10 protein-coding genes are annotated in these 15573 nt (G+C 36.2%); 8 read left to right on the forward strand and 2 right to left on the reverse strand.

Annotated elements, in window-relative coordinates; all coding sequences use genetic code 11:
* The first annotated feature begins 171 nt into the window (after positions 1 to 171).
* The 8 genes from VB798_RS05000 to VB798_RS05035 all read left to right on the forward strand — a co-directional run bounded on the left by VB798_RS05000 (position 172) and on the right by VB798_RS05035 (position 13621).
* Complete coding sequence (locus VB798_RS05000; protein WP_323256590.1) at positions 172 to 729, forward strand: RNA polymerase sigma factor; 558 nt, start codon at positions 172 to 174, stop codon at positions 727 to 729.
* A gap of 54 nt (positions 730 to 783) precedes the next feature.
* The gene (locus VB798_RS05005; RefSeq protein ID WP_323256592.1) at positions 784 to 1788 is read left to right on the forward strand and encodes a FecR family protein; all 1005 of its coding nucleotides are present in this window, start codon (positions 784 to 786) and stop codon (positions 1786 to 1788) included.
* A gap of 300 nt (positions 1789 to 2088) precedes the next feature.
* A complete protein-coding gene (locus tag VB798_RS05010; RefSeq protein ID WP_323256594.1) occupies positions 2089 to 5439 on the forward strand; it encodes a TonB-dependent receptor in 3351 nt (1116 codons plus the stop codon).
* Between the two features lie 116 nt (positions 5440 to 5555).
* Positions 5556 to 7139, forward strand: coding sequence for a RagB/SusD family nutrient uptake outer membrane protein (locus VB798_RS05015; protein WP_323256596.1), 1584 nt, complete (start codon positions 5556 to 5558; stop codon positions 7137 to 7139).
* Positions 7140 to 7258: 119 nt separating this feature from the next.
* Positions 7259 to 8374: an acyltransferase family protein gene (locus tag VB798_RS05020; RefSeq protein WP_323256598.1), complete on the forward strand. Its 1116-nt coding sequence runs from the start codon at positions 7259 to 7261 to the stop codon at positions 8372 to 8374.
* 154 nt (positions 8375 to 8528) lie between these two features.
* Positions 8529 to 10772, forward strand: a complete 2244-nt coding sequence (locus tag VB798_RS05025) for a GH92 family glycosyl hydrolase (protein WP_323256600.1) — start codon at positions 8529 to 8531, stop codon at positions 10770 to 10772.
* Between the two features lie 461 nt (positions 10773 to 11233).
* Complete coding sequence (locus VB798_RS05030; protein ID WP_323256602.1) at positions 11234 to 11764, forward strand: gluconate 2-dehydrogenase subunit 3 family protein; 531 nt, start codon at positions 11234 to 11236, stop codon at positions 11762 to 11764.
* A gap of 141 nt (positions 11765 to 11905) precedes the next feature.
* Positions 11906 to 13621: a GMC family oxidoreductase gene (locus VB798_RS05035; RefSeq protein ID WP_323256604.1), complete on the forward strand. Its 1716-nt coding sequence runs from the start codon at positions 11906 to 11908 to the stop codon at positions 13619 to 13621.
* A 164-nt stretch (positions 13622 to 13785) separates the two neighbouring features.
* Here the strand turns inward: VB798_RS05035 and VB798_RS05040 are convergent, their stop codons facing one another.
* Together VB798_RS05040 and VB798_RS05045 are read right to left on the reverse strand one after the other, a co-directional pair.
* The gene (locus VB798_RS05040) at positions 13786 to 14697 is read right to left on the reverse strand and encodes an SDR family oxidoreductase (protein WP_323256606.1); all 912 of its coding nucleotides are present in this window, start codon (positions 14695 to 14697) and stop codon (positions 13786 to 13788) included.
* Positions 14698 to 14717: 20 nt separating this feature from the next.
* Positions 14718 to 15428: a peptidylprolyl isomerase gene (locus VB798_RS05045; RefSeq protein ID WP_323256608.1), complete on the reverse strand. Its 711-nt coding sequence runs from the start codon at positions 15426 to 15428 to the stop codon at positions 14718 to 14720.
* Positions 15429 to 15573 lie beyond the last annotated feature (145 nt).

Here is a 15573-nt window from a genome sequence, read left to right on the forward strand (position 1 = left end):
ATAGATAATTCTTTAAAAATATTGCGTAGAAAATCGACTTCTACCCTTTTCTGAGTGTAAGCAGGTCAGCCAGAAGGCTAAAATTGCATTTTAAAAATATTTTTTAAAATCATTTAGGGATTTTGACGACTTGTTTGACTATACATCAAATATTGATTCCGGAACAATCACATGAAGCATTCACAATTAAGCGATGAACAATTAATAGACTTTCTGAAAAAGGACGATAAAAAGGCCTTTGAGGAAATCTATCATCGTTATTGGTACAAACTTTTTGGCGTTGCCTATCACGAAACAGGTACGAAAGAAGAGGCGGAAGAGCTTGTTCATGATTTGTTTGAGAGTCTTTGGCTAAAACGAGAACAGTTGAATATTCGTTTTTTGAGTGCTTACTTGGTAGTTTCGATAAAACATCTAACAACCAATTATATCAAATCTCAAATCACGAATAGAAAATTTCAGGAGTACATCATTTTCCATGAAATTCAGCAATCGTTCTCTACAGAAGAAATTGTACATTTTGCAGATTTATCAAAAGCAGTAGATGAAGTATTGAAAAAATTACCAGAAAAAACCTGCGAAGTATTTAAGATGAGTCGATTTGAAAATCAATCTGTCAAAGACATCGCCCAACGTTTAGAACTAAGTGAAAAAGCGGTAGAGTATCATATTACCAAATCGTTGAAAGTACTTAGAGAAAACTTAAAAGTATATCATTCTGATAATTAATTCATCAACGCCTATTGTTTACAATTTCAAATCAAATTACAGCAAATACGAAAGATGAACCAATACGATTTCGATAAATTACTAGAAAAATACCTTGAGGGCGCTTGCACAGCAGAGGAAGAAGCGATGGTAAAGGAGTGGTCGGACAATATGCTAAAACATAGTGAACTTAGATTGAATTCAAGCGAAAAAAGCAATATTGAACAACAGCTTTGGGCAAGAATTCAGCAAAGTTTATTTCCTAAAAACATTGTTGCATTACGCTTCAAATGGACGGCAGTTGCCGTGGCGGCTTCCTTGATTATAGGATTTTTTGGCTTATTTTATTATCAAAAAACTACGGCGTACAGCCATTCATTCACAGAAAGTATCGCCAGCAATTTGGGCGTTATTGAAGTAAAAAACACCTCTAATAAACCTCAAAAAATTAAATTAGAAGACGGTAGCGAAATCGTACTAAAAGCAGAAAGTAGCATTAGTTATCCTGAACATTTCAATGATAAAACCCGTAGCGTATATTTAAAAGGCGAAGCATTTTTCAAAGTAAAAAGAAACCCTTCAAAACCTTTTATTGTACATACCCGAGATTTAGTGACAGAAGTATTAGGCACAAGTTTCACCATCAAATCTTACGATGATTCAAAAGCCATTGAAGTATTGGTGGCTACAGGAAGAGTATCGGTTTATGAAAATTCAGAGAAAGATGGCTTTCATAGAAATGGCGTAATTCTGACACCGAACCAGAAAATTGTTTTTGATAAAGAAACGAAAAAACTGATTCCAAGTTTGGTTGAAAATCCAGTTATCGTAAATATTCCTGCTACAACATTAGATTTCATTTTTGAAGAAACGCCACTGACAGAAGTACTTGAACGTTTGAAAGAAGCTTATCAAATAGAATTTGTGGTTGAAAATCACGAACTCAACAAATGTGTATTCACGGCAGATTTAAACGAAATTTCATTACACAGTCAGCTTGATTTAATCTGTAAATCGGTCAACGCTACTTATGAACAGCGTGGAACGGTGATTTTTATCAACGGCTCAGGATGTCAGTGAGGAGTTATGAGTGAGGAGTTGTGAGTTGCGAATGAGGAGTAAAAATTATTCATTCTCAATTCATAACTCACAACCCCTCACTCAAAACTCTTCCCTCAAAAATTCTTAATTCCAAACTCATAACTCAAAACTCTTAATTCCCTTTAACTCCATGAAAACATAGTCGCTTTCAAATGAAAAGCCGATAATGTTACGAGCATTACCGGCCTAAGAAACCCCACCAAACGCCAATTCGGTGACATCAGGACGATGTTCAGGGTTTGTTTTTCCACATTTCACAGTTTAAAAACAGTTAAAAGTATGAAAAAAAAATTATCATTTAAAAAGATTCTCTCCAAAGCGATGCGAATTACCATTACTCAATTATTCCTCTCGATTATCTGTTGCGGAATTTCTCTGGCAAACAGTGCTTTTTCGCAAGAGGTACTCAATAAAAGTATTACGCTAAGAACTGGGACGAGTACAGTTAAAAAAGTATTATTCCAGATAGAGAAGAAAGCAGATGTAAAGTTTGTGTATAGTTCAAATGCCATTCAGGCAGAGCAAATTGTGTCTTTTGACTTTACTGACGATAAATTATCAAAGGTTTTAGAGAAGCTTCTTAGTCCATTAAATATTTCGTATGAAGTAATGGATAATCGTATTCTTCTTCGTAAAAAAACGGTTACTGAAAAAGAAAACATTCAAACAATCATCCCAAACGAAATAATCGCCGAACAAACCATCACGGGAACAATCACCGATGAAAAGGGACAATTTTTACCCGGTGTTTCGGTACTCGTAAAAAATACCAACAGAGGTACAGCAACAGACAGCAAAGGTCAATACAAAATTGCAGTGCCAGACGGTAACAATACTTTGGTTTTCTCATTTGTAGGTTACCAAAAACAAGAAATTGCTGTGGCTGGTCGCTCGGTAATCAACGTTTCGATGTTAGTTGAAAACCAAAGTTTGGAAGAAGTAGTAGTAGTTGGTTATGGTACACAATCACGTAAAAACTTAACCAGTGCGATTACAACCATCAAACCAGAAGACTTGAATAAAGGAGCCATCAGTGATGTTGGGCAGTTATTACAAGGTAAAGTTCCGGGATTGAACATCACAAGAAGTGGTGACCCTAACCGTGCGGCGGCTATCATTTTACGTGGTGCATCTTCATTACGTGATGGCGCACAATCACCATTATTCGTAATTGACGGTGTACCGGGTGCAGATATTTCTTTGATTGCACCAGATGATATTGCTACAATGGACATTTTGAAAGATGCTGCTGCTACTGCAATTTATGGTAACCGTGCTGCCAATGGTGTAATCATGGTTACGACAAAACGTGCTAATAAAGGACAAATGCAGGTTTCATATAGTTCGTATATGGCAATCGACAAAGTGTCTAAGCAATACAACATGATGGATGCTAATCAGTTGAAAACATTTTTAACGAAAAATGGACAAGCTTTATCACCAGAAGATGATTTAGGTGCAAATACCAACTGGCAAGATGCTGTTCAACGTAGTTCAGCGATTAGCCAAAACCATAATGTTTCATTTGGTGGTGGAAACGAAAATACGATTTACAATGCAAGTATCAACTACTTCGACCAAGAAGGTATTGTAAAATCAAGTGCTTTAAACCGTGTGGTAGCAAGATTATCTATCGAACAAAAAGCATTTAACGATAATTTGAAATTAGGTTTATCAGTAACCAATTCAGTAAGTGATGCAAAATGGGTTCCATATAGAAACACTGTTTTAGCACAAATGTTGACTTATTTGCCAACTGCTCCTGTACACAATGCAGACGGTTCTTTTTATGATAACTTCAACAAATCTAGTTATTACAACCCTGTTTCTTTGATTGAAAATGGACAAGAACGTTTGAAATACAAGAGTTTAATCGGTACTTTCTTCGGGCAGTTAAAACTTCCTTTAGGTTTTACTTATGATGTTAAATTCTCGTACCAAAACTTCCAAACGAATTATGGCGCTTACTACAACAGTTATTATACACAATATTATAATAACATCCGTAGTACACCAGAACCTCCGGGAAACCCATCTTTCATCACTTTAGTAGGTGCAAATGGTTTGGCAACAAGAAATGCGTATCAGAATACTCAGAGTTTATTAGAAACATATCTTACTTGGGATAAACAAATCGGCGACCATTCAATTAATGCTGTTGTGGGTTATTCTTGGCAAGAAAGTATCAATGGCGATGGCTTCCAAGCAACTAGCACAAACTTTCCAGTTGATGCCGTTGGTTACAACAATTTAGGTTTAGGAAACCCTTATGCGGTTAACTCATTCAGAGTAAATTATGGTGGTGATAATTACCAACAAGTACGTTTAATTTCAGATTTCGGACGTGTTAACTATAATTATAAAAACAAATACTTATTACAAGGCTCAGTTCGCCGTGACGGTTCGTCAGTATTTGGGTTGAACAAACAGTGGGGATATTTCCCAGCAGTAGGTTTTGCTTGGAGAGTTGACCAAGAAGCATTCATGGAAAAACAACGAATTTTTAGTGAATTAAAATTACGTCTTAGTTATGGTGTAACAGGTAACTCCGCAGGCTTTAGCCCATATACCACGAAATTGATTTACGGAAACGTTGGTACATTTTATTACAATGGGGCACAACAAGCAGCGATTGGTGCATTACAAAACGAAAACCCAGATTTAGGTTGGGAAAAAACAGCGACTTCTAACTTAGGTCTTGATTTTGCCATTGCTAAAGGAAAAGTAAGCGGTACATTAGAAGTATATGATAAAACAACTTCTGATTTGATTTGGACATATCCAGTAAGTACTGTCTTATATCCAAATGGTTCATTAACTGCCAATGTTGGAAAAATGAGCAACAAAGGGGTAGAATTTACCTTAAATGTAAATGCGGTTAAAACCCAAAACTTTTCTTGGAATACTACTATCAACTTAGCGCATAATCAAAACAAAATTGTTAGTCTTTCGAATTCAACGCTTAAAACAGATTCAGTTAAAATTGTACAACCTGATGGTGCTGGACAAACTGGAGAAACTGTACAGGTAATCGTAGCAGGACAACCAATCGGTCAATTCTTTACTTATGAATATGCAGGAAAAGATGCAAATGGTGTTTCGCAATACTACAATGCAAAAGGTGAATTGACGACCAAACCAATTAGTGTAAAAGACTATAAAGCTTTGGGAAATGCACAACCTAAATTATTAATAGGCTGGTCAAACAATTTTACATACAAAAACTTCGATTTGAATATTTTCATGCGTGCGGTTTTAGGAAACAAAATCATGAATATTACTCGTGCAGATTTGTTCAGACCAAGTACAGCAAGATTTACCAACATTCCTGTTGAAGTTGCCGAAGAATCAGCAAACGATTTTAACTCTTATCGTTACTCATCACGTTTCTTAGAAAATGGTAGCTACTTGCGTTTAGATAATGCTACTTTGGGCTATTCGTTCAAAAACATTTCTAAAGACGTCAAACGTATTCGTTTGTATGCCTCAGTAAACAACTTGTTTGTGATTACGGGCTATAAAGGTATCGACCCTGAAATCAATCAAGGTGGTACAGCTCCGGGTGTAGATGCTAACAACTTCTATCCTAAAACACGTACATTCTTGTTTGGTGTTTCCGCCTCATTCTAAAAACATTTACAATAATTCAAACAGTACCTAGAAGCAATTACTGAATAAATGATGCTTTTGGAGAAATTCTTCTTAGAGAATTAGGTACTGTTCAAAACTATTAATGCTAGAAACAGATGAAAAAAATATTTCAATTGATAATAACCATTGCAAGCATAAGTGGATTAATGGCTTGCCATGACCTTGACGTCCCCGTAACAACACAACTAACGCCAGATATTTTCCCTCAAACGCCTACTCAGTTTATCCAAGCTGCGGGACCAACGTACAATGCTTTTCGTCAAAATTATTCAACTGACTACTGGTTTTTACAGTCGTTGAGTACTGATGAAGCTATTTTACCTGCACGTGGAGGAAACTGGTATGATGGCGGACGTTATGAGCAACATCATAAACACACTTGGAACCAAGATAACCCACACGTACAAAGTGCTTGGTCATGGTTAACAAGTACCATCAGTACAAGTAATCAGAATATTTTCTTGATTTCAAAAGCACCAGAATCTCCCGCAAAACAAACCAGTCTTGCTGAACTAAGAACAATGCGTGCGATGTGTTATTTTATGATGATGGATATGTGGGGAAATATCCCAATTTCAACAAAATTTGGTGATACAACCACAGCTAGAACAACTGCAAGAGCTGATGTATTTAAGTTTATCGAGAAAGAATTACAAGAAAGTATTCCAAACTTAAGCACAGTAGTTGGTCAAGAAACATACGGTCGTCCAAACAAATATACTGCTTATACAATATTAGCGAAAATGTATTTGAATGCTGAAGTTTACACAGGTACTGCACGTTGGAACGATGCCATCATTGCTTGTGATAATGTCATCAGTTCAGGAAAATATGCTATCGAAAGTGATTATCGAAAAATGTTTTTCGTGAATAACGGACCACAAATCAAGGAATTTATTTTTGCCATTCCTTACGATGCCTCCGCTCCTAACGGTTATATGTTTTATGCTCGATACTCGCTACCAAGATCATTGCGTGCGAAATACAGCTTGCCTTTTACTCCAAGTTCAGCAGCAAGTACACTTCCAGAATTTTATGCTTATTTCAACGATGCAAAAGATGTAAGAAATCAGCAATGGATTACTGGAAAACAATTTGATTACAAGGGCAATCCAGTAATGGTAAGTACAACAAAACAAGGTTATGACGAAGATTACAAAGGTGCAGATGCTGGAACGGCTTTATCTTATCAAGTTGACATAACACCAGATGTTATCATCAAAAAACCTGCAACGTTTGACTTAGGAAATGATGAAAAAGCATGGAATATGGGTTACCGTAACAACAAATTCTATGCAGACAGTACTTCGGCAACTAGAAATCAAAATAACGATGTGCCGATTTTCAGATATGCTGATGTATTGTTGATGAAAGCTGAGGCAATTGCTAGAGGTGGTTCTGCGACAAACGGACAAACAGCAATCTCTTTAGTAAACGAAGTAAGAAGCAAACGTACTACTTCAGCGGCTTGGACTTCTGTTACTTTACAACAACTTTATGAAGAAAGAGCAAGAGAATTCACTTGGGAAGCTTGGCACCGTAATGATATGATTCGTTTTGGTAAATACGAAGATACTTGGGGAGCAAAAACGGATAAAGATGTTAAAAAACGCCTTTTCCCGATTCCAACCAATGCTTTGCAATTGAACAGATCGTTAACGCAAAACCCTGGTTATTAAAATTTAATTGACTGACTAATTATCAATAGCTTTGTATTAAAGAATTTTCTTGGTGCAAAGCTATTGTTTTCAAAAGCCATCTTGAAAATCTGTTCAGACTATTATTACAAACATTACTTATGCAAAAAGGTATAAATTCAACTCGATTACAATCCTTGGATGCGCTTCGAGGTTTTGATATGTTTTGGATTATTAGTGGCGAAGGCTTGATTCACGAATGGGCAAAAGCTTCTGATAACAGCACAATCAACTGGATCTCTAGTCAATTACATCATTCAGAATGGAACGGTTTTACCTTTTACGATTTAATATTTCCACTTTTTATTTTCATTGCTGGTATTTCAATGCCATACAGTATCGGCAAACAATTAGCAAATCCACAAAATACTAAACTCTTTATTCTAAAAAGTTTATTCAAGAGAACGATTATCTTAATCATTTTAGGAACAATCGTCAATGGTTTATTCAAATTCCAAGGCTATGAAAATACTCGTATCGCCAGTGTTTTGGGTAGAATTGCCCTTTCTTGTTTATTCGCAGGAATTATTTTTATTTATACTGAACTCAGAACGCAAATCATCCTTTTCTTCGGTATTCTCATTGCTTACTTTTTACTTTTAAAATACGTTCCTGTTCCAGATTTTGGTGCTGGAATATTCACGAAAGAAGGCAATTTATCAGCCTATATCGACCGATTATTTTTACCGGGAAAACTTCACCGAAAAGTATATGACCCGGAAGGTTTACTTTCTACTTTACCTGCCATTTGTAATGCTTTATTAGGTGTATTTGTTGGGCAATTTTTACGTTCAGTAAATATTTCAAAAATCAAAAAAGTAATAGCAATGTCAGCAACGGGCATTGTTTTGATTCTCTTCGCTTGGGCTTGGAATCCGATTTTTCCAATTAATAAAATCATGTGGACAAGTTCATTCGTACTTTGTTCGGGAGGATTCAGTTTACTTTTTATGGCTTTCTTTTACTTAATTATTGATGTATTGGAAATCAAATTTTGGATAGCGCCATTCGTTTGGATTGGTATGAATTCCATCACAATTTACTTGGCAGCACACGGATTAATTAATTTTGAATCAACAACACTTTATTTATTTGGTGGTTTAATACAGCAAGTAGCCATCACTTGGCAACCAGTAGCTTTAGCAGGCGGAATCGTAATAGTACAATTAGGGTTTTTATACTTTTTATATCGTCAGAAATGGTTTTTGAAAGTATAAATTCAAGATAGCATTTACCAAAAAATCGAAATAAGTATTCGGAATAAATTAATTAAGGATATTAATTGAGCTTAAAGTCTCATCATTAAACATCATACAAATCCTTATAGGTTTGAGTAAATTCCTCCGAATACTTCACATATTCTAAATAAACATGAATTATAAAAAAATTCTTTTTGCGCTGTTATTGCCTCTAGGAAGTGTGGCACAAAAACAGCCCGCAGATTATGTCAATCCGCTGATTGGTTCAGCACCAAGTACCACAGAAAGTGCCAAAAAACACAGCGAAGCAGGTTCTGAAATGAAAGGGCAAATTGTACCAGCCATTGGCGTGCCACAAGGTATGACTTCTTGGACGCCCCAAACCAGAGCAACGGAATTAAAGTGTATTCCACCATTTTATTATAACGATACTAAAATTCAAGGTTTCAGAGGAACGCATTGGATGAATGGCAGTTGCGTACAAGACTACGGAAGTGTTACCATCATGCCAATGTCTGGAAAATTAAATGTAAATACTACAGACAGAGGAAGCGATTTTGACCGAAAAACGGAAACTGTAAAACCATCCTATTATCAAGTAACGCTGAAAAAAGGCAACATTAAAGCTGAAATGACTGCTCTTTCTCGTGCAGGATTTTTACAGTTTAATTTCAGTCAAAATCAGGAAAACTATATTGTTGTTGAACCAAATTCTGATGAAGGCGAAGGCTTTGTGGAAATTCATCCAGAAAAAAATGAAATCGTAGGTTATAATCCCGTTCACAGAATTTATCAAGGTGTTGGAAAACCAGCAGGTTTTAGCGGTTATTTCGTCATTCAATTCGACCAAACTTTTACTGATTTTGGCGTTTGGAAAAATAATGAAATAAATAATAAAGTAACAAAAGCACAAGGAAACGGACAGAAACAAACTGTTGGTGCTTATGCCCAATTTGGCAATAAATTAGTAAAAGTACGCATCGGTACTTCTTTCACAAGTTTGGAAGGAGCCAGAAAAAATTTGGAAGGCGAAATCAATCATTGGGATTTTTCTAAAACTCGTCAAGCATCCAATAATGCTTGGAACAAAGCTTTAGGGAAAATAGAAGTAAAAGGCAGCGATTACGACAAAACCTTATTTTATTCTGCACTTTATCATGCCAAACTTACTCCAAGAGTATTCTCGGATATTGATGGTACTTACACTGGTTTTGCCGACGATGATAACATTTATCAAGCCAAAGGATTTGATTATTATGAAGATTATAATCTTTGGGATACTTATCGTGCAGTGCATCCATTGCATACTTTATTAGAACCAAAAATAACGGCAGATATGATGCAGTCTTTGGTTAAAAAAGCCGAACAAGGCACTTGGTTACCCATTTTCCCATGCTGGAATAATTATACCGCTGCCATGATTGGCGACCACGCTACTGCTGCCATTGGCGATGCTTATATCAAAGGAATCAAAGGTTTTGATATAAAAACGGCCTACCAATTCATGCGAAAAAATGCTTTTGAAGTAAATACAGACCAAAAAAGTTATGAAGAAGGAAAAGGCAGAAGAGCTTTGGCATCGTATTTACAATACAATTATATTCCTTTAGAAGATTCTGTTTGGCAAGCTTTTCATAAAAGAGAACAAGTTTCACGTACTTTAGAATACGCTTATGATGATTTTGTATTAGCACAAGTAGCCAAAAAATTAGGCGAAAAAGCGGATTATGAAGCGCTAATGAAACGTTCTAAAAACTATCAAAACGTCATCGACCCACAAACTGGCTACGCTCGTGGACGCTATGCCAATGGCACTTGGATTAAAACTTTTGACCCATTTGCGCAACGCAGTAGTTTCATTACCGAAGGCTCGCCTGCTCAATATACTTTCTATGTTCCACAAGATGTGGAGGGTTTGATTAAACACATTGGTGGAGAAAAATGCTTCATTGAAAAATTAGATACATTGTTCGACCAAGGTTATTATTGGCATGGAAACGAGCCGAATAATCAGATTGTGTATTTGTATCCTTTCGCAAATCAGGCTTGGAAAACACAAGAAAAAGTACGCCAAATTATTAGAGAAGAATACGATATTTCAGCGGGTGGAATGAGTGGAAATGAAGACGGCGGACAAATGTCGGCTTGGTTGGTTTTCAGCATGATGGGCTATTATCCTGTTTGTCCGGGTACACCAAATTATATCATCGGTAGCCCAACATTTGAAGAAACGACTTTGAATTTACCGAATGGTAAAACATTTAAAATCATCGCCAAAGGTAACTCTGCCAAAACACCTTACATTCAATCGGCAACACTCAACGGAAAACCATTTACTCAGAATTTCTTGACACATCAGCAAATTATGGCAGGTGGTATTTTAGATTTGAAAATGAGTAGCCATAAAAGTTTATGAGTTTAGGGTTTATGAGATTATGAGTTCTAGGTTTATTGATTGTACTTGCTATAAGCATGAATTACTTTTAATGGACATTTTCATTTAAAATGTTTGGCAACCCTTTCGGTTGTCAAACTGATTTTTTTTATTGTATAAAAATATTTTATCTATGATATAAATTTGTCCAGCATTCAGATTTCAAGATTAATACAATGTCTTAAAAGCTTCAAATCCAACTACTTATCAGAACAGCTGTTGATACTTCTAAAAAATCTAAATACAACAAACTCTTCAACCTTAAACTCATAATCTCATAGACTCATAAACTCCATAATAACACAGGGCAGAGTTAAACTATTTCATTAAAAAGTTTAATTCTGCGTCAATTGATAACGTTTTTTTCTTTACTTTACTATCTAATAAAAACTACCGAGTACAGCTTTTTATAAAAATCTAATAATCAATCATTTAACTAAAATATGAACCGTAGAGAAGCCGTCCAACGAGTTGCCCTTCTAATGGGAGGCGTACTTTCTGCTCCATTAATGGCAGGAGTAATGGGACAAATTATCAATACTGGAGACAGTGTAGCCGTAAGTATTGAACAAGAAACATTACTGGCAGAAGTAGCTGATATTATCATTCCAACAACTGACACTCCGGGTGCAAAAGCTGCTGGTGCTGAGAAATTTATTGTACGTGTAATGCGTGATTGTTACAAGAAAGAAGACCAAGATAAGTTTTATGCAGGTTTGGCAAAATTAGATGCTGATAGCAAAACTAAATTTGGTAAAGGTTTTATAGAATTAGATACAGCTCAGAAGAACGAAATGGTTAAATTAAGCACAACTGCCGACAAACCTTTCTTTATGAGAATGAAAGAACTAACAGTAACTGGTTATTTTACTTCAGAAATTGGTGCTACTAAAGCATTAGCTTATTTGCCTATTCCGGGTAAATTCCAAGGTTGTGTTCCTTTGAAACCGGGACAAAAAGCATGGGCGTTGTAATAGCTTTTTAGCTTTGAGAAGTGAGCCATGAGATTTTAGATTTTATGCTAAATTCATCCGCTATTTCTCAAAATCATTATCTAATTTTTTGTTTAAACTCAAAGCTGATAGCTCATCGCTCAGGCTTAAAAATATCAAGAGATGTCAAATTTGAATATAGATGCAGTAAAAGGGATGACTTACGATGCCATTGTAATTGGTTCGGGCGTTTCTGGTGGTTGGGCTGCTAAAGAACTAACCGAAAAAGGTTTGAAAGTACTTATGCTCGAAAGAGGTAAGCAATTAGAACACGTTACTGGCTACGAAAATGCCATGAAAGACCCTTGGGAAATGAAATACAATGGTCGCTTAACAATAGAACAAAAAGAATCTCATCCAAAATTAGCCCGTGATTATCCATACAATGAAATGACGGAAAAGTACTGGATGAACGATTCTGACTCATTATATAAAGAAGAAAAACGTTTTGACTGGTATCGTCCAAACATCGTTGGTGGGAAATCAATCATGTGGGGTCGTCAATCTTATCGTTTAAGTGATATTGACTTTGAAGCGAATTTAAAAGATGGTATTGCGGTCGATTGGCCAATTCGTTATAAAGATATTGCTCCTTGGTATTCTTATGTTGAAAAATACGCTGGAATTTCAGGAGAAAAATTAGGTTTGCCTCAATTGCCAGATGGCGAATTCCTTCCTCCAATGGAAATGTTCTGTGTGGAGAAAGAAGTAAAACAACGTCTTGAAAAAACATTTCCGGGTCGTAACCTTACGATGGGACGTGTTGCCAACCTTTCGGAAGCGGCGAAAGAACAATTAGGAATTGGTCGTTCTTCTTGTCAATACCGTAACAAATGTTCTTTGGGTTGTCCATTCGGAGCTTACTTCAGTACACAATCTTGTACTTTACCTCCAGCAGCTAAAACTGGTCGTTTAACTTTACGTCCTGATTCAATCGTAACAGAAATTATGTACGATGAAAACAAGAAAAAAGCAACTGGTGTCCGTGTACGTGATGCTGTAACGATGCAAGATCGTGAGTATTTTGCTAAAATCATCTTCGTGTGTGGTAGTACAATTGGTTCTACTTCATTGATGATGAACTCTGTTTCACATCGTTTCCCAGAAGGTATGGGTAATGATTCTGGTCAATTAGGACATAATTTGATGGATCACCACTTCCGTACAGGTGCTTCGGGTACTTGGGAAGGTGATTTAGATAAATATTACTACGGACGTAGAGCAAATGGTATTTATGTACCACGTTACCGTAACATCGGTTCTGACAAACGTGATTATTTACGTGGCTTTGGTTACCAAGGTGGAGCGAGCCGTCAAGGATGGCAACGTAATGTAGCTGAACTTACTTTTGGTGCTGACTATAAAAACGAAGTAACACAACCGGGTAACTGGTCAATGGGTCTAGGAGGTTTCGGTGAAACTTTACCTTACTACGAAAACAGAATGTTCCTTGACAAAACTACTAAAGATAAGTGGGGAATGCCAGTAGTTGTATTCGATGCTGACTTACGTGAAAACGAAAAGAAAATGCGTATTGATATGATGAACGATGCTAAAGAAATGTTAGAAGCATCTGGCGTGAAAAATGTGAGAACTTATGACAATGGTTCGTATTTAGGAATGGCGATTCACGAAATGGGAACGGCTCGTATGGGACGTGACCCTAAAACTTCGGTATTGAATGCACATAACCAAGTACACGCTGTGAAAAACGTATTTATGACTGACGGTGCTGCCATGACTTCTGCTTCATGTGTGAATCCATCGCTTACTTATATGGCTTTAACAGCAAGAGCAGCAGATTTTGCAGTGAAAGAATTAAAGAAATTGAATCTTTAATAATCAATATTCAATCCAATAAAAATCCCTACAGGAATTGTTTCTTGTAGGGATTTTTTGTTGACTTTATCACTAGAACTGGACTTGAGTGATAAGATTGTATTTAATCTTTCTCTTCCGTCGAAAACTCATGCCATGATTTCAAGTCATGGCATGAGTAAAACTTACAAAGCCTTCGTCTGTTCTGCCACAACAGCAATTCCCTCTTCAAAACTTACTGGATTGTATCCTAATTCAGCAATAGCTTTATCCAAAATAAAACCTGTTCTTGGTGGACGTTTGGCAGGCTGAGTGAAATTACTTGAATCGGCTTCGCTGATTAGTGATTTATCTAAATGGAAAAAATCAGCCGTTTTAATCGCCATTTCATAAGGCGTTAAAAAGTCTTTTCCCGAAATATGAAAAATCCCTTCTTCTTCTTTATCAGTCATCAACCAACAGCCTTTGGCTAAGTCTTCTGCCAAAGTTGGTGTACGAAATTGGTCGGTAACCACTTTGATATTTTTGCCTTCTTCTAAAGATTTTTTTACCCATAAAATTATATTACTTCTGCTCATATCTGAAACAATACCATAAACCAAAACCGTTCTGGCAATACTCCAACGGCATGTTGAACGTCTTACGACTTCCTCCGCTGCATACTTCGTCCAGCCATAATAACTTACTGGACTTGGTTGTGCTTCTTCTGAATATGGCCCAGCCGCACCGTCGAAAACAAAATCCGTTGAAAGATGACAAAGGTAAATATCGTGCTTTTCGCAGGCTTCTGTCAAATACTCCACAGCTTTTACATTCATTACCCAACATAAATCTTTTTCAAATTCGCATTGGTCAACATTCGTCATGGCGGCTGTGTGAATAATGGCATTTGGTTGTATTTTATCAATTACTTCTGCTACTTGTTCAGCATTGGTAATATCCATTTCCTGATATTCGTAGCCTTCTGTAAATGGCAAACGGTTTTTACCTCTTGCCGTAGCAACTAAATGAATATCATTTTGGTTTGCTAATAACAAAACTAGCTTTTGCCCTAGCAGACCATTTGAGCCTGTAATGAGTATTTTCTTTTTTGACATTATATTCTCTATTTCAAGATTTACTCTCCAAAACTATAAGCATACAGTTTTGTAATCTTCTTTTTACGCATTTTTTTACAAGTAATTTTCATCGGAATATCTTTTAAAGGACGATTATTTTTGTCTCTCGCCTGATTTGCTACCGAATCTACGACCCATAAATTATCAATTACTTGTCCGAAAACAGTATAATTTCCATCCAAATGTGGTGTTCCACCAATGGTTTTATAAACGTTTTTCTGTTCTTCTGTATAAGTTCTCAACGGACTTCTCGCCATTTGCTTCGTCAAACTTGAATCATTCCAAATCTGACCTTGTACAATATAATACTGACAACCCGAAGACGCTTTTTCTGGATTATTATCTCGTGCCGCCGCCAAAACACCTTTTTTATGAAACAATTCTGGTGTAATTTCTGCGGGTACTTTGTAGCCCACATCGCCATTCCCTAATACTTCTCCTTCTTTTGCTTTTTTAGAATTCGGGTCTCCACCCTGAATCATAAAAGCCTTAATAACACGGTGAAAAAGTAAACCATCATAAAATTTATGATTCACCAATTTCAAGAAATTCTTTTTGTGCTGTGGCGTTTCATTGTGCAAAATTGCGTGCATTTCGCCAAAAGGCGTGCTAAAAGTAACCAGATAATCTTTTCTTTTACTTTGCGAAAAAGTCTGCAAAGAAATGAATGATGCAAGTAGGAATAAGAGTGTTTTTTTGTTTGAAATCATGCCAAACGAGACCATTTTAGTGAGATGAAATGTTAAAAACTAAATGTACTATTTTTTTCTTGATGCGCAGAATCTCACTTCATAAAAACCAGCATCAGTTTTTGGAATTGGCATATTGTTAACTGGTAATTCATGATTAACTTCA

The organism is Arcicella lustrica (assembly GCF_034930985.1).
Lineage (GTDB): Bacteria > Bacteroidota > Bacteroidia > Cytophagales > Spirosomataceae > Arcicella > Arcicella lustrica.